Here is a 21,820-nt window from a genome sequence, read left to right as displayed (position 1 = left end):
ACGAATCATAGTTACTGACAACGGTTAATTGTTAAACCATTATTGTACAGCTTCAGAAGCCTGTTCTGCTTCTTCAGTTTCTGAGTCTTTGCTATCTTTTTTAGTACCAAGTTTTTCGTCACGAATTTTATCTTCGATTTCCTTAGCAATGGCAGGATTTTCTTTTAAGAAAAGCACAGAGTTAGCTTTCCCTTGGCCAATTTTTTCATCGCCATAGCTGTACCAAGAGCCTGCTTTACCAACAGCGCCAATCTCCACACCTAAGTCAATAACTTCGGCTAAATGGTTAGTACCTGCACCGTAAGTAATTTCGAACTCAGCTTGGCGGAAAGGTGGTGCCATTTTGTTTTTAATAACTTTGACACGAGTCTGGTTACCGATGATCTCATCACCATTTTTGACTGCACCGATACGGCGGATATCCATACGTACTGAGGCGTAAAACTTCAGTGCATTACCACCAGTCGTGGTTTCAGGGCTACCGAACATAACACCAATTTTCATACGAATCTGGTTAATAAAGACTACCATACAGTTAGAGCGTTTAGCATTACCAGTGATTTTACGTAGGGCTTGGCTCATAAGACGCGCTTGTAGACCCATGTGCGAGTCGCCCATTTCGCCTTCAATCTCGGCGCGCGGTGTCAAAGCTGCTACTGAGTCAATCACGATCATGTCGATTGCCCCTGAGCGCACCAACATATCGGTAATTTCAAGCGCTTGCTCACCATTGTCAGGCTGTGATAGTAACAATTCATCAGTGTTTACACCAAGCTTGCGGGCATATACAGGATCAAGTGCGTGCTCAGCATCGATAAAGGCACATGTACCGCCTTGCTTTTGGCATTCTGCAATGGCTTGCAGTGTCATTGTCGTTTTACCCGAGCTCTCTGGGCCGTAAATTTCAATGATACGCCCTTTTGGCAGGCCACCAATACCAAGCGCAATGTCTAACCCAAGAGAGCCTGTAGAAACCGCATCTACATCCATAGTAGCTGCATCATCGCCTAGATGCATAATGGTATTCTTACCAAATTGCTTTTCGATTTGACCTAGTGCCGCTTTGAGGGCTTTGGCTTTGTTGTCGTCCATATTGGATTCCTTGTTTTCGGTAGTTAGATTGATGCTATGAGTAAAATATTAGTATTGTTAAAACTTTTGGCAAACAAATACTGGCTGTTATAAAGTCACTAGTTATTGTTTGGCTGTTTTATCGAAAAATAGGTTGTCACGTGGCTGGTATAGGTAGTAGTATCAAATGTATCGTTCTACTATACAGTAAAATTAAATAGCGAGAGAAGTAAAAACAAGTCCGCAATACGCTGTCTTTATCGTTGTTTTTAAATCAGAATTTATATGTTAATTACTCGACTCTATTTCTTAACACTGCTGATTTGATAAGGTAATTATAGCAAAAGCAAGGAACTATAATTAGCGCAATGCAATGCTAAACGACACTACCTGTCGTATGGTGTAAACTTGAAAAACTACAGAAGTGGAACTATAGGTTGCTAATTTTTTGAACCTGATAACGACTAGGTTTGTCAATAGAATTAGAAGTTGTCCACAATAAATAAGATGCTTATTTTCGCTAATTGTGAAACATCATGAGTGGTTAAATTATTTTATAGATTATTTAAAATAATTTTTTATGCATATGAATTTAATGTAAGTTATTGATTTTGTTTAATTTATAAATTGTACAAAAAATGAACGATTTTACCTTATCCTTTAATTTACTTAGCTATAAACTTGTCAAGTAGTGACTTATGCACAGGGTTATCCACAGCTTATGGGGAGAACTCTGTAAAGCCTTATAATACATAAGTTTACGTAGATCGTTAGCATTAGGAGCTGATGCTATATTTTGTTTTTAGTTACTTTAAAGGTGCTGTTTTGTTTATAAATAGCCTTGTGAGCGCTATGTTTCACAAATTAAAAATTTATCTTTTTTTATGCATAATCATACTATAGACATTAAAAGTCAGGAGTATGACTTAAGAGTTGCAACTGAGATGTCAGTAGACATAGTTGTACATAGGATGTCTAGTATTTTTAAAGATATTTTCTATAACATTTAGAAGGCCACAAAAAAGCGGCTACATCAGATAGCCGCTTTGTCGAAACTACTAAAAATAAGACAGTATTAATCAGTCTTTGACATAGATCAAATCCCAAACACCATGCCCACGGTCGAGACCACGACGCTCAAACTTAGTCATTGGACGAAAGTCAGGACGTTCAGTGAATTTACTTGTACCAGCTTTGTTAGTCAATCCATCGAAACCATCCAATACTTCAACCATCCAAAATGCATAATGTTCCCAGTCAGTTGCTGTATGGAACCAGCCGCCTTGTTTTAAGCTGCGCGTAACGATGCTCATACGTTCAGGACTGACAAAACGACGCTTATAGTGGCGCTTTTTTTGCCATGGATCAGGGAAGTATAGTTGAATACGATCGATATGGTTTTCTGGTAGCTGCTTGAGCAATTGAATGGCATCACCGTTGACAATTTTTACATTTTTCAAATCTTGGGTGCCAGCCATATAAGCGCATTTACCAATACCAGGCTCATGCACTTCTACACCGACAAAGTTACGAGCAGGGTCAGCGGCTGCCATTTCAATAAACGAATCACCCAAGCCAAAACCAATCTCTACCGTAAGCGGCGCATTTGGGCCGTTTGGGCTATCTGCGAATAACGTACGTAGGTTATCAATACCGGTAAGATCGCCATCACCAAAACTATTATTGACCAAATACTCAGAAAACTCTGGAGCAGTTAGTGCAAGCTCAGCGTTTTTGTTCATGTGCGTACGACGCTTCATAAACGTATTGACGATGCGAATGTGCTTGTCAGAGTTCGGTTCTACCTCTTGGTTGGAGCTGTTATCGGTATCGATAGGCTCGCTTGTGCTATTAAGGGTTTGCTCATCAGTAGTATCGGTACTATTGATATTGTCATTGATATCAGAATGTTGACTCATAGGATTTGTAAGACTTAATTAGGTGGGTAATGTTTGCTTATTATAAGTTAAATCCATACAACTGTGAACGAACAATCCTATTTTCACGCATTTGCTAGTCAATGCTATGGTTTCTCTATTTTACACACAGGGTTTGGCGTTATCATATAATGGTGTTTTTTAAATGCTTTTCCTAAGAATTAGTAGAGCGTGTTGCTATGTTATTTATCGAGACGGATTCACCGCCACCATTTTATCAAGAGTCGCTCACACCTGCTAAACGAAAGCAGTTAGATAAGTGGTTTATCGGTAATCGTACCCAGCGTTATTACCTTAAACGTTTTGAGCAGTTTGATCAGCAAGGTTATCTGTCGCCAAAATGGCATTGGGCTGCATTTTTTATCACTTTTCCTTGGCTGCTATATCGCAAACGCTATATGGATGCAATTGTCTATAGTGTCGCAGGATGGTCTTTTATCCAGCTAAATGTAGCGCTGGTGCTGGTTGCTTTCGAATTTGTAGCAATGTCCTATGTACCAGATGCTTACCAGATGGCAACACGTATCGGCATTGCCGCCGTTATTTGGCTGTTTTGGTCGTTTATGGTCGCACGTTGGACGGATGCGTATTACTATCGAATGGCGAGGCGTGAAATCGCTGATGCGATAAATGACCATCCACGAGATGAGGCAGCACAGAAGGCGCATCTGCAAAGAGAAGGCAGCGTTAGCTTATTTGGATTAGCATTAGGGTTTGGTTTCTTTGCGTTTTCGTTATCGGTTATTAAGGTGCAATTCTTACCAATCATTGCCAAGCCTAAAGCAAACGAAGTGTTGTTTGATTCTTATAATATTGCAAAAAATGCTCAAAACCAAGTGGCATTAATTTATCAACAGACAGGGCAGTGCCCAGTGAATTTACCTTTGAGTACCGAACAACAGCAGCTACGCATGCATGTCGATAGTCAGGCCGCAGGCGTGCCAGAGACCGACTGTGCGGTATTGGCAACGATTCAAAATGTGACGTTTCCAATACGCTATTTAAACGAGCAGACGTTGGTCTTTTATCATATACCAGACAGTGATAACTGGGGTTGCATTAGCTCACTGAATAAAAAACAAGCCCCTAAAAACTGCATAACAGATTAGGGGCTGTACTTAACGAGTGTTTTTGAATATTGCTAGTGCTGTGAGTTAAGGCTTAGAGTCCGTTTCCGTTGCAGGATCATTATTCTCATCAACTGGTGTTGCTTGACTCTTTAACGCCTCATAAAAGTCGGTTAAATCCATCTTACGTGCTTTGCCAATATCTTCGTCAAACAAGCTTTCAAGCTCAGCCATTGCTGATTGTGCGGATTCAATCATACTAGCCTCATCATCATAAATAGCTTGTTGGCGTTCGATCAAATCATCATCATAATCACGGAATGTTTTTACTGTTTCTCTCGCTTTTTCTGGTGAAATACCCAATAGCTGTAGTGATTCGCGTGACATGTCCAAAGATGACAAATAAGTCTCACGCCAAATATGGCGAACCCCAACCTCACGCAAGCGATAATAGTGCTGACGATCGCGCGCTCTTGCTAATACAATCAGTTCAGGATAGTTCTTGCGTAAGTATTGAGCAGTAGTGATAGATCGTTCTAAATCATCAATGGCAAGAATAAACACCCGCGCTTTTTGAATGCCTGCCGCTCGTAAAATCTCAGGGTTTTTTGGATCACCATAATAGACTTGGTTACCAAATTTACGTACGAAATCTACTCGGTTTGCAGAGCGTTCAATGGCAGTGAATTCGATATTATGCATGCGAAGTACGCGACCAATAATCTGTCCAACTCGACCAAAACCCGCGATAATCACTTGATGCTCATGATCAGGAATAGTATCGTATTCGCGGCTCGGTTTGTTCTTGGCAAATAATGGTTCACCCACTTTTTCTAATAATAAAAATGCCAGCGGTGTTAGCGCCATCGAGATGGTAACGACAAGGTTAAGGGTATTGGCAAGCTCAGGACGCAAGACGTTTTGAGCAGTAGCGACACTGAATAGGACAAAGGCAAACTCACCGCCTTGAGCCAATGTAACGCCTAACCTAATACTGGTTGGTAAACGGTTGCCTAACACCTTTGCAATCATGGCAATAACAGCAAACTTGATAAACATGAGAGCGAGCGCGCAGCCAATAATAAAGATGGGTTCTGCTAAAATGAGTTTGACATCAGTGAGCATACCGACCGACATAAAGAACAGACCTAGTAGCAACCCTTTGAAAGGTTCGATACTGGCCTCTAACTCATGACGATACTCAGAATCTGCTAGCAACACACCTGTCAAAAATGCACCTAATGCCATTGATAGACCGATTTGGCCCATTAAAATAGATACGCCCATCACAATAAATAGAGCAACCGCGGTCAGTAGTTCTGATGCACCACTTGAGGCGACAAATTTAAAGAAGGGTCGAACCACATAACGGCTGGCAAAAATTAGACCTGCAAAAACAGCAAACACCTTGCCAAAATAGATCAAATCGTAGCTTTGTTCACGCACCCCTGATAAAAACGGAATGACTGCCAACAATGGAATGACCGCAATATCTTGGAATAATAAAATGGTAAAAGCTTCTCGACCGTGTGTGCTTGAAAGCTGCTGTTTTTCAGTCAGTATCTGTAGTACAAACGCGGTAGAGGATAGGGCTAAACCAAAGCCAACAATAAAGGCGGTATCTAGTTGTAAGGAAAAAAACTGATGTAAAAGCCACATCAGTAGCGTGCCAGTCAAACCGACCTGCAAACCGCCCAATACAAATATAGAGCGGCGTAATGCCCAGAGCCGCGAAGGCTGAAGCTCAAGCCCGATAATAAACAGCAGCATGACCACACCAAACTCTGAAAAGTGCAATAGACTCTCAGCGTCGCCTGCCACATCCAAGCCACTCGGGCCCAATATAAGTCCAGTGATGAGGTAGCCTAAAACCGTTGCAATACCAAAACGTTTACCAAGGGGTACGAAGAGCAATGCTGCTCCCAAAAAGATAGTGGCTTGCAACATGAGATTTGGTGAGCCGGCGGCGGCAGCAAACATCTGGGCTCCTTAAAAATTTGAATAAAATACAGAATATAAAATGGCCGTGACTAAAATACAGAATATAAAATGGCCGTGACTAAAATTAGTATGGCTAAAACAGTATCGCGCTCATATCTATTATTTTTTGCGATAAACCTTCCACACACCATTGTCCGCAAGCGGATTATTATAAGCATCATTGCGGCGTTTACGCGGTGTCTGACGACTATCTACAATCTTAAAGTCAGGTAGGGCCTGTACAATAAGACCAGTACGATAAAAACGTACACGCTCAGGTTCTAACATCTCGCCTTTGCTATCGCGACAGAAGACATAGGCACGCAGATCGATAAATTCACGATGCGCTACTAGTCGTGCTTCGTCATCGTTATCTAACACTGCTGTCATGTGCTCGATTTCGTCATCCGTATATTGACCACATTTATCATTCAGAGCACCTACTGACCCAAAGCTTTTGGATTCTTTCGCACGTGTCTTAGTTAAATGTAAACGTTGAACATGATAGATAAATTGCGGTATCTCAAGGCTAGCAGGAAGTGGCAGATAATCAGGTGGCATGTTGGCCGCTGGATAAAAATCCTTTGCGCGCTCAAGTAGATTTTGCCAACGTTGCTGATATGCTTGGACTTCGGCTAAGTTACCTTCATAAATAGGCATATCGCGAATTTGTTGCAAAATATCGGGTGGAAACTGTTCATTACGAAAGTTTGCAATGTCTTCTTGCAGCGTCGATAACAAAACTTTGGCGTGTTTTTTGCCATTCTTTGATGCAGGATCATCGATATAGTCTGGGGCGACAAAGGGTGCTGAGCGTCTAGACATAGTGTTGTATCATCAATAGATAGAGTGAAAATACTAAAAAGCTTGATTATAAAAATTAACTGAGGTGCTAAACAAAACTTTATAATAGTTATTATAACCATATAAGCTGATTTGGACTTGAGTTTTTTGAGTTGAATAAAGTAAAAGTTTGTCGAAAATCACAACTGTACTGATTTAATCTAGATTCTAGTTCTACGTAATCTTCAGTATAGGCCAGTATCAAATATCTATACTTGTATTCACTAGGATTTGGTTCGAGCTACTGACCTCTCTATTCAGTCATATAGCTGAGAATATATCATTAATGGTTGTGACCAATATGACTATTTCCATCAGGCAACTGTCCTGAGATATCACAGACCAATGCATCGCTATGTGAGATATTCTGCGGATGAGACGAGCTTTCGACCTGAATAGTAGCATGGTGAATACCAAGCTCTAGTAGTCTTTGTTCTAGACTAGCAATCAAAATATTTGATTCATGGATACTCATTTCGCCATCAACAACCGCATGACAGGAGAGTGCATTAAGTCCGCTAGTAATACTCCAAACATGTAGATCATGTACTTTTTGTACTTGAGAGTCTTCGAGTAACTGTCGCTCCACATCGACTAGCGATATATTGGCAGGCGTCCCTTCCATCAATATATGCACAGAATCACGTACGACGCGGTAGCCACTGGTTAAAATAAGCACGGCGACGATTACTGATGCCACTGCGTCTGCCCATACCCAACCAAAACTCATCACAAGCAGCGCAGCTATAATCGCAGCTACTGAACCTAATAAATCGCCCAATACGTGCAAATAGGCACTTTGCATATTGAGGTTAACGGGTTCTATGCTATTAGGTTTCTGCTCTGTGACCTTGGCATCATCCGTACCATGACTATGACCATGTGACTCGCCACCTTGGCTGCCTCGGTGCATTAGCCAAGCGACCAGAATATTAATCAACATACCGATAGTCGCCACGATAAGCATGCCTTGGGTCGCAATTTCTGGCGGTGAGTTAAAGCGTTTAATCGCTTCATAAAAAATCATCAAAGCGATTATGATAAGTGTCGCACCATTTACCGTAGCAACTAATATCTCAAAGCGCTTATAGCCGAAAGTTTTCTGGTGATTAGCGGCTTTTTCGCCAATTTTGAATGCGACCAAAGTGGCACCAAGCGCTATCGCATCGCTTAGCATATGCCCTGCATCAGATAGCAAGGCCAAACTACCGGTGAGCCAGCCACCAATGGCTTCAATAAACATGTAACCAGTAATAATAACAAAACTGAATAGTAAGGTACGCTGATAGCCTTTGGTATCTCGCGCTACTGTTGTCTGTTCTAGATGCTCATCATGATCATGATGGCCTTTGTTTTCCTGAGTGTAGTTATTCTCTTCATCTTCGCGAACGTAGTTAGACACATCAGTACTATCAGGCTGCTGGCTATGATTGTGCTTGTCAGAGTTTGGATTCATCATAATACTCAAATTCGCTGATAACTACGTTCGATAGATGATGTTTACTGATAAGTGATGTTTGTTATGAGTAGAGTAGGCGTAGAGCCTTTGCTGCATGCCGTTTGATAGTTATAAATTTAACATAGGCAAGCTTGAGAAGCTGTAACGACGAAGTAAACAGATAAGAAGAGGAGTAGAAAGGTATATCGTTGTCTATTAAATTTTAGATGAAAGTTACCAACCAACAGGATCAATGTCCAAAGTAAGTTTGAGGTATTTGGCGCTTGGTAGAGCAAGCACTGGCTGCCACCATTGTCCTAATACATGGTGCAACTGTCGACGGTCTTTAGCTAATAGCAAAAGCTGTGCATGGTAGCGACTGTTCTTTTTACTCATGGGTGCATCAATAGGGCCGAGAACAGCGAGGTTATGGGCATTAGGCAAATGCGCAATGGCATCTTTAAGCGCTTGCGTGGTGGCTGCCAATGTTTTGCCTTCACAGCGTATCAATGCAGCATGTCGATGAGGTGGTAAGCCCATCATTTGACGTTCTTGCAATAACTCGCGCGCAAATGATAAGTAGCCATCTTTGACCAGTTTTAATAGTAACTCATTGTCAGGTTGTAGGGTTTGAATCAATACGCGGCCAGCTTTATCACCGCGCCCAGCACGGCCAGCTACCTGAATCATGAGCTGCGCGGTATGCTCTGGTGAGCGAAAATCTGCTGATAAAAAGCCGCGATCGGCATTGGGTAAGCAAACCAACGTGACATTAGGAAAATGATGACCTTTGGCGACCATCTGTGTACCGACTAATATAGCAGGGTTGCCTTTATTGATTTGCTCGTAAATGTTTTCCCAGCTGTCTTTGCGTCTTGTGGTATCACGGTCTATTTGAACAATCGGATAGAGATTTTTGCTTGTTTGAGGGTTAGCAAATATTGCGTGTAGATTTTCGCTGAGCCTTGTCGTACCCATACCTTTGGCATCTAGGTTTTGACTACCACAATCAGGGCATACTGTAGGGATATAGGCCTGCCAATCGCAATGATGGCACTTTAAGTAAGAGTTGCTTGAATAATTGCTTTGCTGGGCTTGGCTATTGTAGTGAACGGTCAGGTGAGCATCACAGCGAGGACAATCTGCTTGCCAGCCACAAGCCTCACACAATAGAACAGGCGCATAGCCACGACGGTTCAAAAATATCAATACTTGGTCGCCAGCTTCTAGCGTTTGCCGTATCGCCCCGATCATGGCATCCGTCAGCCCTGTATCGTAACGTGCACCGTTATCTTGTATTTGTTGATGGGTGCTTTGCAAGCGTGCATCGATCAGTTGCATGGTTGCAGGTTTGGCATTACCTGGACGAGTAAGCAGTTGGTATTCCGCTAGTTTGCCATCATCGACCAGTTTTAAATGCTCAAGAGAAGGTGTGGCAGTACCAAGTATCACTGGGATTTTATATTGTAACCCTCGATAGAGCGCAACATCAGCCGCGTGATAACGTAATGTGTCTTGCTGCTTATACGAACCATCATGTGCCTCATCAACAACAATCAGACCTAAGTCTGCAAATGGATATAGCACAGCCGAGCGCGTACCGATTACGATTTGTGCATGCCCCGTGCGACAGTCTTGCCAACCTTGCAAACGGTGAGTGTTGGTCATGCCTGAATGCAATAGCACAATATGGGCTGCGAACCGACTGGCAAATCTGGCACGCGTTTGCGGTGTGAGGCCAATCTCTGGTACTAGAATAAGGACTTGTTTACCAGCCTCTAGTACTGCTTGCATCGCTTGCAGATAAACTTCGGTTTTACCACTACCAGTAATACCGTTGAGCAAAAAACCAGTATAAGTATCAGATTCATGTGCAGTGATAATAGCGTCAACAGCAAGTTTCTGCTCATCATTGAGATCAAGTGGCATTTTTGCCAGTTTAACTGGAGCATGCGCTTGTTTTGGCTGAATATAGCGCTCGACTAACCCTTTATCTTCTAGTGTCTTTAGAAATGCTCGTTGCATTCCTTCTAGTAGCAATACGTCTTCACTTGCGCCATGTTGACCATGTAGCTTTAGCATATCGAACTGCTGCTTTTGTTTCTTAGCATTGGCTCGAAAATCATCATCAGTAACATGAGGCAAAATTCGCCAATGGGTAATCAGCAAGTCTAATGGTTTACCTTGACGGACAAGGCTTGGCAGGGTAACGGCTAATACATCACCAAGTGGATAGTGGTAATAGCGTGCCAACCAATAGGCAAGCTTGAGCATACCAGCGTCCAAAATAGGCTCAGCATCTAGACGTTTATTGATGGGTTTGATCTTATTTACAGGTACGCTACTATCGTCTTGTGAGATGTGAGCAATCACAATACCAATCAAAGTCTGACGACCGAATGAAACCTCGACGCGGCTTCCGATTGGTGGTATCGCACTGTCTGACAGAGCAAGCATATCAGCTGGTAAGCTATAGTCAAACACCCGATAAAGGGGGACGGGCAGAGCAACTTGTACCAACATAAACGGCTTCGCAGTCTTATTAGGTGAATATGAGAACAGAATAATAGAACAGAGACCAATAAGCTTAGCATGATGCTAAGCTTATTGTGATTTATCTTATAGGCTGTTGCTAAAATGAGCGCTTAATAATGAGCAAAAAATATTAAGCATTCGATAGCGTCTTATTCGATATATAGAATAGACTCAATTTCTACCACGCCACCTTTAGGTAGAGCGGCTACTTGGACAGCAGCGCGGGCAGGGTATGGCTCGCTTAGGTTGGCGACAAACACTTCGTTTAGGACGGCAAAGTCACTTAAGTCAGTCAGAGATACATTGAATTTGACCACGTCATTCAAACTACCGCCAGCTGCTTCACAGATAGCTTTGATGTTTTCAAATACTTGCTCAGCCTGTGCCTTAAAACCTTCTCTTAGCTCCATAGTGTCAGGATCAAAACCAAGCTGACCTGAGATATAGACAGTATTGCCGACTTTTACAGCTTGTGAATAGGTGCCGACAGCTGCAGGTGCTTTATCAGTTTGGATGGTTTGACGAGTCATAGGGTATCCTTTTTATATGGTTAATTGAAGGTTCTAAAGTTGCTAACTTATACGTCAGCAAACAGGCTTATTATAATTGATATAACCGCATAATGTTAGGGAAACCTAGCAGTGAGCGTAGTTCACGAATACCCTGTGCTAGATGATTGCGACTACGCACTACAATCTGAATAATACTATCAGTACTACGAACATCAATGGTTTCTACACCCATATTGAGCTGGCGCAAGTGATAGATAACTTCACTAATCTGTTCATCACTAAGCGCAACGGAAAGCTTCAAATAAGCAGGGAAACGAATTTTCCCACTATTTTTTAGTTCTTGTTCGTCGATATCACCTTGCTTGACCGCATTGTCGCTGCGCCAACGAAGTTGAATCACCTGATAAGGGTTGTCTTTACGGATATCATCTAAGGAAAAACATTTATGTCGGTGAACAACCAAGCCGTGACGCGATAGGTGACCCACAATAGGATCACCATATATTGGGTGACAGCAGTTACCGAAATTAAGCTCAACACCAGCAGCATTCGCAATTAACTGTTGTGGTTCAGTCATGTCATCGCTATGTACTTTTGCTTGTAGATCACTTAATTCATCGCTAAATAAACGAGTTACTACCAGCTGTGGCAGCAGCGTGCCTGAGCTTATTTGTTCAAACAACGCATTTTTTTCTGTTAAGCCACGCCACTCAGTCAAATCTTTCCAGTCCGACTCTGTCAGATCATCAAAGCTTTTTTGATGGGTTCTAAGCGCACGATCTAATGCTTGTCGCCCGTGATGTTGTTTGTCAGCGACGGACAAATCTTTGAACCAACGTAGGATCTCTTCACGCGCTTTGTTGGTCACCACAAATCCTAGCCATTCAGCCTTTGGTTCTGAATGACTATTCACTTCTATCTCAACTGACTGTCCATTTTTCACGACAGTACCAAGCTTTGCCACTGTGCCATCAATATTTGCTCCAACAGCGACGTTGCCAACCATCGGCCCGACAGCATAAGCAAAGTCTAGAGCAGTTGCTCCTTGTGGTAACTCATAAGCACGGCCTTGAGGACTGTAGCAAATGATTTTACTGGAGTGCAGGTAATCCATTAGCTCATTGATGGTAGAGACTGCTGCTGAAAAGTCAGGGCTGTTTTCATTTAGATTGTCTTCATCAACCAGGTCTTTCATGTTGCGTAATGACGCCTGAATCACTGACTGGCTGACATCTGAAGCGTGCTCTGCACCAATGACACCAAGTCTTGCAGCACTCTGCATTTGCTTGGTCAAAATGGTGACTTTTACTACATCATTGTCACGCTTATAGATAAGAGTGAGGGATTGGTTGCCACCTGGTAGAGGTCTACGAATATTGTCAGCAATATGGTTATCATCTATCTGATATTTTTTGATTAGATAGTAAGCCAGTTTGTCACATGCTTCGATGTTATCAAGGACGATCTCAAACGCATAATGACGCAGTAGCGAACTGATTTCACCGCGGTTGCGGAAAAACTGACGGTATATGACTACACGATTGTCTAAAACTTTGACTAAACCACTGAGCTCTAAATTATTGAGGACGATACTTAAGTAGCGATGAATGGCTTCTTGCTGAAAATTACGCCCAAGCCCATGCTGTAACAGCTTATCAGATAGCTTGTTGTACATATCAGAGTTTAAATTGCGATAACACAATACCTCGATATAATCAGCAATATCATTCAGACCCATCAATCGGGCAAATGGCACATAAAAATCTAAGGTTTCTTGTGCTGTTGTGCGCTGCTTCTCAGGACGTACAGCATCAAGTGTAGACATGTTGTGTAGGCGGTCAGCAAGCTTAATAATAAGCACACGAGGGTCAGCAAGTGTAGCGGTCAAAATCTTATGAAAGGTGGCCGCTTTGTTTTGTTGTTTGTTGTGCGAAGATGACTTCAGCTTAGTCACACCATCAACCAATCTAGATACTATGGCACCATAACGCTGTTCGATCTGTTCGTCACTTACTTCGGTATCTTCGACCGTATCATGCAAAATAGCTGCGATGATGGTATCTCGATCTAAGCGAAAGCCGGCTAGTATTTCAGCGACAGCGATTGGGTGGGTGATATAAGGTTCCCCAGATTTGCGCTTGTCTTTGATATGCGCAACATCTCCGAACTCACAAGCGTCAACAATATCACGGCGTTCAGCAGCAGTGAGATAACCTACTGAACGTAGCAAGTTATATTGAGCGTCATCTACAAGTTGATGACTGAGTTTGGGTAGGGTTTGACTCATAAAATGATGATCCTATTTTCCATGACCTACTTATTGGGCCACTTACCAAAGTAAGTGAAGTCTAAATAATGACCTACCATACAAAACTTGAGGATGAGTACGCCAGCTTCTAATTAATCGCAAATTGCTTTCAATGTCAACTGATAAGCGAGTAGACGATAAAAAAAACAACTCAATGGTCTATTTTGGAGATAAATAGCCGCCAAAACCGTCAATACATTATATTTACAACCAAAAAACCACAGCTTATGCTGTGGTCTCTATTGTTACTCAAGATGCATGCTTATTTTATAAAAACATATTGGTTCTATAAAACACATCTTATCCAAGCAGTCTATTAGAAGCTATGGTCGCCTGACAGTGCTAAATCTAACGAACTAGTAGCAAAGTTATGCTCTGGCTGATTTAGGATATCACGTGTGATTTTGCCAGCGGCAATTTCACGTAGTGCTAGTACCGTAGGCTTGTCGTTATCGACATCAACCATAGGCTCAGCAATACCTTTGGCCAGTTGGCGGGCGCGTTTGCTTGCGACCAAAATTAGCTCAAAGCGATTATCAACATTATCCAAACAATCTTCAATCGTCACTCGTGCCATAAATAGCTACCTCGGTTGTTTTTACTAGTAGCGGACCTTGCCCACCACTCAATAAAAATAATATCAAAAATATAAAGGGGAATAGCTAAAGATTATAGCATTTTTTGCCAAGTCGCGTCGTTGCTTTTTTATATCTACTTGAGAGATAAGTTGCTAAATGCGACTAATGCTTAGTTTACTCCTCTACCTGAGTATTTAGCAAGTTGTTAATCGTACGATGATAGCGCTGTTGTTGACGGGCAAGCGTCTGTCTATCTGCTACGATAATTGCTTTTAGCTCAGCTAAGGCTACGTCAAAATTATCATTGATCACTACATAGTCAGCATTCACATATTGTGCCATTTCGGTGACTGCGCCAGCTAGACGGCGCTCTATAACTTCTACAGAATCCTGCGCGCGGGTTGAGAGACGTTGGCGTAATGTAGCAATACTGGGTGGTAGAATAAAAACCATAATGGCATCGGGAAAGATATTTCTGATTTGCGTCGCCCCTTGCCAGTCAATCTCCAAAATAACGTCAATACCCGCCGCTAGCTGGGTACGTACACTTTCCTCTGACGTGCCATAATAGTTACCAAATACTTCAGCATGCTCTAGAAATAGGTTTGCATTGATACCATTAGTAAAACTATCGGTATCTGTGAAATGATAGTGCTGACCATCAATCTCGCCTGGACGTGGTGCACGAGTGGTATGTGAGACACTGACAGTCAAATCATTAGTAGTAGCAAGCAACTGTTTAACCAATGAGGTTTTGCCTGTACCTGAGGCGGCAGTGATAATAAATAATGAACCTGTCATGCAATTTATCCTAATAGAGGGTGTCTTGATAACTCGTAAAGTATTTTTTATAGATATGTCTCGGTAAAAGATTGGGCAGTGCCTCAGCCAAAAACAAAGACTAGAAAAAATAAAAAACGCCATCATGTATGGCGATAGAAATCATAGTAAGTGCGTTATTATAAACTGCTTTTATACAAGTTAAAGCTGGTTTTGCAATATCTCGAAAGCATGTTTGGGTTTGCCCATAAAGTATTGCTATGAGCAGACAGCTATTTTAGAGAGCGATAAAAGCAAATTATGCTAAAGTAGAGTATTGATTTCATCCCAAATTTTGAACAGCAAAATTCAAAAATACGTTTTAATTATAAATTATCTAATGATAGGCCTTCTTATGCAAATTTATCTTGCCAATCCCCGTGGGTTTTGTGCTGGTGTGGACCGTGCAATTGCGATTGTTAACGAAGCACTGACACGTTTCGAGCCGCCCATTTATGTCCGTCATGAAGTGGTGCATAATAAATTTGTAGTATCGGACTTAGCCAATCGCGGTGCGGTGTTTGTTGAAGAGCTTCATGAAGTGCCAGATGGTTCTATCGTTATTTTCTCTGCTCATGGGGTTTCTAAAGCGGTTGAAGATGAAGCTGAGCGCCGAGATTTGACCGTGTTTGATGCAACATGCCCATTGGTGACCAAGGTACATATCGAAGTGGCAAGGTTTGCACAAGATGGCATGGATGCGGTGTTGATAGGACATGCAGGACATCCAGAGGTAGAAGGTACGATGGGGCGTTTTAATCGTCGCCATGGTGGACAGATTCATCTAGTAGAAGATGAAGGCGATGTGGCTGCATTGACTGTACAAGATGCTGAACGCTTGGCATTTGTGACTCAGACAACCTTATCGATGGATGATACTGCTCGCGTCATTGATGCGCTGCGTGAAAAATTCCCTAGTATCCAAGGCCCGCGCAAAGACGATATTTGCTACGCCACTCAAAACCGCCAAGATGCGGTAAAAGATTTGGCCAGTCGTTGTGAAGTGGTCTTGGTCGTCGGTTCGCCAAACTCATCAAACTCTAATCGTTTGCGGGAGCTGGCCGAGCGTATGAATTGCCGTGCGTATCTAATCGACAATGCCAGTGAGATGGATAAAGGTTGGTTAGATGGTGTCCAAAGTATTGGCGTGACTGCTGGAGCATCCGCGCCTGAAGTATTGATCCAAGAAGTTCTACAGCAATTACAAGACTGGGGTGGAGACTTGCCCAGTGAGCTATCTGGTATCGAGGAAAATGTGACGTTTAGTTTGCCGAAAGCCTTGCGTATTCCAGTCACCCAAGTTGGTAGATAATCAATATTAGTATTTGTATGAACCATCATTTATATGGATAAGCTCGCATGAAAGAACCAAAAGCCAAATTTGTATTGGCAGAGGCCACGCTCGCTGAAGTTAACAAGCAACTGAAGCTCAACATGCTCGTAATGGCGGTAGTAGTCTTTATATTGTTTATGAACATCGTCAAGTTCATGGCAGAAAAAAGTTTTTTCTATGCTATGTTTGTAGTAATAATGGTTGTCTTATTATTCTTCATACAAAAAGCTCGCCGTATTCTCATACTAAGAAAACAAGAGCTTACTCACAAATAAAAGTACAAAAAAAGTGCCAAATATAGGATAGCTATGACTGCTTATTACAAATTTATCAAACGAGAGCTGCAAGAAGATGGTGTCAGTGTGGCGCTTTATCAGCCAACCAAACATGCACAAGGTGCTTGGAATGAACATGAACAGCACATGGCACCAGCGACAGGCCTACTCACAGCTGAATTAAATGGCTTTGCGCTGCAGCCGAATACTCGTATCGCACGTGTCAGCCTTGATATCCTTGGGCTAATACCACTCGATGATTTTACGATTACCACTCGCTGTATCCGACCAGGCAAGACTATTGAGTTGGTTGAAGCGGTCATGAGCAGCCGTGGCCGAGATGCTATTATTGCAAGAGCATGGCGACTTCTCACTCAAGATACCAGTGAAATTGCCGGACTTGAAGATCAACCAGCAAGATATAAACCTGAAGAATTACCAGTTTGGGAAGACATGAAAGGCTGGCCAGGCGGCTACATTGAAAGCGTACGTTTGGTAGCGACAGAAGACCGTCGTCCTGGTCGCGGTATGGTATGGATTACTAATGATACGGATATGATTGAAGGCGAGCCGACTGATGACTTAGTGCATCTATTGGGTATGGTCGACACTGCTAATGGTGTTGTACCAAGGTTAGGTCTTGGCTTATCTAAATTGGAGTGGATGTTTCCCAATACTGATTTGCAAATCCATATGCATCGCGCGCCAAAAGGTCGCTGGTTGGGTATCGAAGCCGTACAACAGTATGGTGATGATGGGGTAGGATTGACTAGTGCCGTGTTGCATGATGTACATGGACCTTTTGGTCGCAGTGAGCAAATTCTGACGATTCGTCCGATGGCGCATTAAAGTGCCAAGAACCAGTTAGCTTAATATTCTGAAAAATAAAACGATATATTGTGATCAATTAATTATACAAATATATAGCAATCGGTTCTAATAGTATCTAACAAGACGATGCTGACTGAGCTAGAGGCTACTATGAAAACACACATTAATTTTTCAAAAAAACTGACAACTATTTGGGATATTTTGATAGAAGCATATTCAGAATAGTTGCTGTTGTTTGCACTTTGATTGTTATATCAAAAGTAATTGAGCAAATAAATAACTAATTAAGCAAATGATTGATACTAGAACACCGCCTTGGTAAACAAGTGCGGTGTTTTTTATTGAATAGGACGTTTGAGCTTGAATTTTTTTTCGTTGCCCCTATTAGTATAGACAGTTTAACGGTATTGCATACGGCAGGTTATCTAATGTTATTAGAGCAGCTTTCGTGAGCATATCGTTATCTGATAATAGGTCTTTCATAGAATTTAAAGGAGTTTTTATGAGTGAAACAACTCAAGCTGAAGGTCTGAACCCAGAATTAAAAAAACATACGTTTGAAGCGGAAGTGGCGCAGTTACTGCATTTGGTCACACATTCACTATATTCTAACGCTGACATTTTTGTCCGCGAATTAGTATCTAACGCGTCGGATGCTTGTGATAAGTTGCGCTTTGAGGGCACAAATGACGATAGCCTTTATGAAGATGATGGCGAATTAAAAATCCGCATCTCTGTCGATGAGGCCGCCAAAACCATTACCTTTACTGATAACGGTATCGGTATGAACGAAGCTGATGCAATCGAAAACTTAGGTACGATTGCAAAATCGGGCACCAAGGCATTTTTAGACAAATTGTCTGAATCACAAAAGCAAGATGGTCAATTGATTGGTCAGTTCGGTGTGGGTTTTTATTCAGGTTTCATCGTGGCTGATACTATCAGTGTTGAATCACGCAAAGCGGGCGAGCCTGCGGATAAGGGCGTGCGCTGGGTATCAGATGGCACAGGTAGCTTTACTGTTGAGCCTATTAGCAAAGATACGCGCGGTACGGCGATTACTTTGCATCTAAAAGAAGAATATTCTGAAGGCGAAGATAACTACTTAGATCGCAGCAAAATCAAGCGTTTGGTTAATAAGTATTCTGACCATATCAGCTTACCGATTCAAATGCGTAAAGAGATCTGGCAAGAAGATGTAAAAGAAGACGAAAACGATGACACACCTGCTGGTGGCGAGATGGTACTCACTGATGAGTGGGAAACAATCAATAAAGCCAGTGCACTATGGACTCGCTCAAGCTCTGAAATTGAAGATGATGAGTACGTCGATTTTTATAAGAATATCTCTTATGACATGGATGAGCCGCTTACTTGGACGCACAATCGTGTAGAGGGCCGCGTACAGTACACGCAGCTACTATATATTCCTAAAAAAGCGCCAGTCGATCTATACACTCGTGAGCAGCAGCATGGTCTAAAGCTTTATGTGAAGCGCGTCTTTATTATGGATGAAGCTGAGCAATTACTACCAATGTACCTACGCTTTGTGAAAGGTGTGATTGATTCAGCAGACTTGCCATTGAACGTGAGCCGTGAGCTTCTACAAGAGTCACGTGATGTAAAATCTATTCGTGATGGTAACGCTCGCCGTATCTTGACCTTACTCGCAAGCCTCGCCAATAGCGAAGATGGTAACAAGCAAGAGAAGTTTGCCCAATTCTATGCAGAGTTCGGTGATGTCATCAAAGAAGGTCTAGGTGAAGATACAGGCAATCAGGAACGTATTGCTAAGCTATTGCGTTATGCAACCAGCACGCAAGACGGTCTAGTGACGAGCTTTGAAGACTATAAAGGCCGCATGAAAGATGGCCAAAAAGCCATCTACTACCTCACAGCTGATAATCTAGCCGCTGCGAAAAACAGCCCGCAACTTGAGCTATTCAAGAAAAAAGGCATCGAAGTTATCTTGATGACCAGTCGTGTTGACGAGTGGGCAATGAACTTCTTAACCTCATTCGATGAGACACCGCTGCAAAACATCGCGAAGGGTGCAGTAGATTTAGGCGACTTGCAAGATGAAGCAGAAAAAGCTGAAGCAGAAAAAGCTCAAGAAACGCTCAAGCCTGTTGTCGATAAACTAAAGACTGCATTGGGTGATCGTGCTAAAGATGTCAAAGTATCTACTCGTTTAGTTGATAGTCCAGCGTGTTTGGTTGTTGGTGAAGGTGAGCTATCACCACAAATGATTCAGATGCTACAGCAAATGGGTCAGGACGTACCAGCAAGTATGCCAACGCTAGAAGTAAACCCTGAGCATCCACTTATCAAGAAGCTTGAGAGCAGTGAGCAATTTGATGATCTGGCGCAAGTTATTTTTGACCAAGCATTATTGGCAGATGGTGGTCAGCTAGATGACCCAGCCGCCTACCTAAAACGCATCAATGAGCTATTGATGAGATAATGTTTAATAACTAGTAAAAAAGGAGGTCTTATATAAGAGACCTCCTTTTTTATTTGAATTTTAGCCAAGTTTGAGTGAATTTTACAAATCAGCCTTATCCTCTTAACTGACAATCCGTTACAATCGCGATAGATTAGCGAGCTAAAATATCAAGCAGCACTAGTTATCTTCTATAATCACTCCATCGTGAATTCAATATAAATCGATGTCTGCATGCTGCACAAAAAATCATCAACTGATTGTGCCACGCGGCTGTTACATTAAGATAGTTATCATTGAGTCATTTTATTTTTCTCGACTGGCTAGAGGTCTAAGTCTTTGTCACTTACGTCGTTAAAAACCGTCTCGCTTCAGCGTTTTTCGCTTAATTTCGCTGCCAATATTATTGCAACCTTGTGGATGCTAGTGGGCTCAACACGGGCTTTTTCTTGGGTTAAACCTACTTTTGTACAGTTTGCTGTATTCGCACTATTGGCGCTTGGTAGTAATGTCTTATTTTCTTGGTTAGCTGCTGAAAGTGGCAGTATATTCAATGAGCAAGGATTGGTCAGTTATTTGATATGGCCGATGATTATTTTGCTTGGTGGTATCATTTTGGCTCGGCGAGCGAGTAACCAAGCATTAGTATTTGTACCAGTAGTACTGTGGTTAGTTGCTGATACCTTATCAGCCCTATTACAGAGTTTGGTTCAGTTTTCTGGTAGCTATGGTTGGTTGCCTGATTGGAGTTATTCGTTCTTACCAGTACTGTTTTTAGTATTGTTCTTGTGGCAGACGCTAGCGTTGCTTTGGATTTTTTCTCGTCGTCTGCGGATACCATGGTGGGAGCGAATTATTGTATTGGTTGGCGCAGTAGCATTGCTGACTATCTGGCAGCGTAATGTCGCAGACCAGCCTATCTTTAAGCAAATACCTGTAGAACCTGTACTAGAAGAGGCGGCATTGTATCAGCAGCCACGTCTATTACAGCAAGCATTGGATAGTATAGACCCGAGTATCGATGGCAAAACCGATTGGTATTTCATGGGAGTTGCAGGATTCTCTGACCAAAACGTCTTTCGCTCTGAGATTAATAAAGTACGTGAGCTTTTTGATGTGCGCTTTGGTACTAGCGGCCATTCACTGTCATTAATTAACAACACTTATAGCTGGTTAGATGAGCCAATCGCCACTAAGACCAGCATTTTGCGCGGCCTAAAGAAAATCGGTCAGAAAATGAATGCTGATGAAGATGTGTTGTTTTTAACGTTGTCTTCACATGGTAACCAAGATATCGTCCAATTGGCAAACCCACCGCTTGCGATGGATAATTTAGATGCCACATGGTTGCGTGAGGCGCTAGATGCATCAGGTATTCGCTGGCGTGTGGTTGTGGTGTCTGCCTGCTACTCAGGCTCGTTTATTGACGAATTGGCATCGCCAACCACGGTGGTGATTACTGCCTCCGCTGCTGACAAAGCATCGTTTGGCTGCACCAACACGGCTGAGATGACCTATTTTGGTCAAGCGTTTTTTGCTGAAAGTCTACGAGGTAATACCAGTTTTGAGTCGGCTTTTAAAGATGCCAGTATACGGGTTAATGAGCGTGAAAGCGCCATGGGCTTTGAGCCATCAGAGCCGCAGATGGTCATTGGTAGTTTGATGGAGACGGCATTACCTGCGTTTGAGCAAGTATTGTTTGATAAGGCACGCCCATCAGTTGCTAGTATTACAAATAATGCGGCTTCTACAACGGTTAATATTCTATCTGATAGCGCTACTAATCTATCGGTAGATGAAGTAGAGATAGCTGCTGAATAAACACAAAGTATAATTTAGTATTGATTAAA

16 protein-coding genes are annotated in these 21,820 nt (G+C 42.3%); 6 read left to right on the top strand and 10 right to left on the bottom strand.

Features of this window, described 5'->3' with window-relative positions; all coding sequences use genetic code 11:
* Positions 1-39: 39 nt before the first annotated feature.
* Both recA and trmB read right to left on the bottom strand, forming a co-directional pair.
* The gene (gene recA, locus ACT3QR_RS04420; protein WP_444520177.1) at positions 40-1,092 is read right to left on the bottom strand and encodes a recombinase RecA; all 1,053 of its coding nucleotides are present in this window, start codon (positions 1,090-1,092) and stop codon (positions 40-42) included.
* A 1,058-nt stretch (positions 1,093-2,150) separates the two neighbouring features.
* On the bottom strand, positions 2,151-2,990 hold the full coding sequence (gene trmB / locus ACT3QR_RS04415) for a tRNA (guanosine(46)-N7)-methyltransferase TrmB (protein ID WP_444520176.1): 840 nt from the start codon (positions 2,988-2,990) through the stop codon (positions 2,151-2,153).
* Positions 2,991-3,187: 197 nt separating this feature from the next.
* Here trmB and ACT3QR_RS04410 point away from each other — a divergent pair, with 197 nt between their 5' ends.
* Positions 3,188-4,117: a DUF2628 domain-containing protein gene (locus tag ACT3QR_RS04410; protein WP_444520175.1), complete on the top strand. Its 930-nt coding sequence runs from the start codon at positions 3,188-3,190 to the stop codon at positions 4,115-4,117.
* Between the two features lie 45 nt (positions 4,118-4,162).
* Here ACT3QR_RS04410 and ACT3QR_RS04405 read toward each other — a convergent pair whose 3' ends face one another.
* The 8 genes from ACT3QR_RS04405 to gmk form a co-directional block, all read right to left on the bottom strand.
* Positions 4,163-6,055 (bottom strand): monovalent cation:proton antiporter-2 (CPA2) family protein, encoded by a 1,893-nt coding sequence (locus tag ACT3QR_RS04405; protein WP_444520174.1) that lies wholly within the window; start codon positions 6,053-6,055, stop codon positions 4,163-4,165.
* A 120-nt stretch (positions 6,056-6,175) separates the two neighbouring features.
* Positions 6,176-6,880, bottom strand: a complete 705-nt coding sequence (locus ACT3QR_RS04400) for a hypothetical protein (RefSeq protein ID WP_444520173.1) — start codon at positions 6,878-6,880, stop codon at positions 6,176-6,178.
* Between the two features lie 301 nt (positions 6,881-7,181).
* Positions 7,182-8,357: a cation diffusion facilitator family transporter gene (locus ACT3QR_RS04395; RefSeq protein ID WP_444520172.1), complete on the bottom strand. Its 1,176-nt coding sequence runs from the start codon at positions 8,355-8,357 to the stop codon at positions 7,182-7,184.
* A 213-nt stretch (positions 8,358-8,570) separates the two neighbouring features.
* Positions 8,571-10,859 (bottom strand): primosomal protein N', encoded by a 2,289-nt coding sequence (locus ACT3QR_RS04390; protein ID WP_444520171.1) that lies wholly within the window; start codon positions 10,857-10,859, stop codon positions 8,571-8,573.
* Between the two features lie 161 nt (positions 10,860-11,020).
* Entirely contained in the window at positions 11,021-11,401 is a 381-nt protein-coding gene (locus tag ACT3QR_RS04385) for a RidA family protein (protein WP_057761400.1), read from the bottom strand.
* 70 nt (positions 11,402-11,471) lie between these two features.
* The gene (locus ACT3QR_RS04380) at positions 11,472-13,670 is read right to left on the bottom strand and encodes a RelA/SpoT family protein (protein WP_444520170.1); all 2,199 of its coding nucleotides are present in this window, start codon (positions 13,668-13,670) and stop codon (positions 11,472-11,474) included.
* A gap of 337 nt (positions 13,671-14,007) precedes the next feature.
* Positions 14,008-14,268, bottom strand: a complete 261-nt coding sequence (rpoZ, locus tag ACT3QR_RS04375; protein WP_068403827.1) for a DNA-directed RNA polymerase subunit omega — start codon at positions 14,266-14,268, stop codon at positions 14,008-14,010.
* A gap of 175 nt (positions 14,269-14,443) precedes the next feature.
* A complete protein-coding gene (gene gmk, locus ACT3QR_RS04370) occupies positions 14,444-15,070 on the bottom strand; it encodes a guanylate kinase (protein ID WP_444520169.1) in 627 nt (208 codons plus the stop codon).
* A 373-nt stretch (positions 15,071-15,443) separates the two neighbouring features.
* Between gmk and ispH the strand changes: the two genes are divergently transcribed.
* From ispH to ACT3QR_RS04345, 5 genes are all read left to right on the top strand, one after another.
* Entirely contained in the window at positions 15,444-16,400 is a 957-nt protein-coding gene (ispH, locus tag ACT3QR_RS04365; protein WP_444520168.1) for a 4-hydroxy-3-methylbut-2-enyl diphosphate reductase, read from the top strand.
* Positions 16,401-16,447: 47 nt separating this feature from the next.
* Positions 16,448-16,696: a hypothetical protein gene (locus ACT3QR_RS04360; RefSeq protein WP_444520167.1), complete on the top strand. Its 249-nt coding sequence runs from the start codon at positions 16,448-16,450 to the stop codon at positions 16,694-16,696.
* A 33-nt stretch (positions 16,697-16,729) separates the two neighbouring features.
* Positions 16,730-17,545 (top strand): thioesterase family protein, encoded by an 816-nt coding sequence (locus tag ACT3QR_RS04355; protein ID WP_444520166.1) that lies wholly within the window; start codon positions 16,730-16,732, stop codon positions 17,543-17,545.
* A 484-nt stretch (positions 17,546-18,029) separates the two neighbouring features.
* The gene (htpG, locus tag ACT3QR_RS04350; protein ID WP_444520165.1) at positions 18,030-19,991 is read left to right on the top strand and encodes a molecular chaperone HtpG; all 1,962 of its coding nucleotides are present in this window, start codon (positions 18,030-18,032) and stop codon (positions 19,989-19,991) included.
* Positions 19,992-20,309: 318 nt separating this feature from the next.
* The gene (locus ACT3QR_RS04345) at positions 20,310-21,791 is read left to right on the top strand and encodes a C13 family peptidase (RefSeq protein WP_444520164.1); all 1,482 of its coding nucleotides are present in this window, start codon (positions 20,310-20,312) and stop codon (positions 21,789-21,791) included.
* The last annotated feature ends 29 nt before the right edge of the window (positions 21,792-21,820 follow it).

It is taken from the genome of Psychrobacter sp. AOP7-B1-25, assembly GCF_052376195.1.
In the GTDB taxonomy this organism is placed as follows: Bacteria; Pseudomonadota; Gammaproteobacteria; order Pseudomonadales; family Moraxellaceae; genus Psychrobacter.
Note: the sequence above shows the minus strand (reverse complement) of the source record. Positions and strands in the feature narration are given on the sequence as shown.

Coding starts and splice junctions, on each gene's coding strand:
- ACT3QR_RS04390 (WP_444520171.1), bottom strand. CDS start 10,859: ATGTTGGTACAAGTTGCTCTGCCCGTCCCCCTTTATCGGGTGTTTGAC.
- ACT3QR_RS04380 (WP_444520170.1), bottom strand. CDS start 13,670: ATGAGTCAAACCCTACCCAAACTCAGTCATCAACTTGTAGATGACGCT.
- rpoZ (WP_068403827.1), bottom strand. CDS start 14,268: ATGGCACGAGTGACGATTGAAGATTGTTTGGATAATGTTGATAATCGC.
- ACT3QR_RS04400 (WP_444520173.1), bottom strand. CDS start 6,880: ATGTCTAGACGCTCAGCACCCTTTGTCGCCCCAGACTATATCGATGAT.
- htpG (WP_444520165.1), top strand. CDS start 18,030: ATGAGTGAAACAACTCAAGCTGAAGGTCTGAACCCAGAATTAAAAAAA.
- gmk (WP_444520169.1), bottom strand. CDS start 15,070: ATGACAGGTTCATTATTTATTATCACTGCCGCCTCAGGTACAGGCAAA.
- ACT3QR_RS04405 (WP_444520174.1), bottom strand. CDS start 6,055: ATGTTTGCTGCCGCCGCCGGCTCACCAAATCTCATGTTGCAAGCCACT.
- ACT3QR_RS04355 (WP_444520166.1), top strand. CDS start 16,730: ATGACTGCTTATTACAAATTTATCAAACGAGAGCTGCAAGAAGATGGT.
- ACT3QR_RS04360 (WP_444520167.1), top strand. CDS start 16,448: ATGAAAGAACCAAAAGCCAAATTTGTATTGGCAGAGGCCACGCTCGCT.
- ispH (WP_444520168.1), top strand. CDS start 15,444: ATGCAAATTTATCTTGCCAATCCCCGTGGGTTTTGTGCTGGTGTGGAC.
- ACT3QR_RS04410 (WP_444520175.1), top strand. CDS start 3,188: ATGTTATTTATCGAGACGGATTCACCGCCACCATTTTATCAAGAGTCG.
- recA (WP_444520177.1), bottom strand. CDS start 1,092: ATGGACGACAACAAAGCCAAAGCCCTCAAAGCGGCACTAGGTCAAATC.
- ACT3QR_RS04385 (WP_057761400.1), bottom strand. CDS start 11,401: ATGACTCGTCAAACCATCCAAACTGATAAAGCACCTGCAGCTGTCGGC.
- trmB (WP_444520176.1), bottom strand. CDS start 2,990: ATGAGTCAACATTCTGATATCAATGACAATATCAATAGTACCGATACT.
- ACT3QR_RS04395 (WP_444520172.1), bottom strand. CDS start 8,357: ATGATGAATCCAAACTCTGACAAGCACAATCATAGCCAGCAGCCTGAT.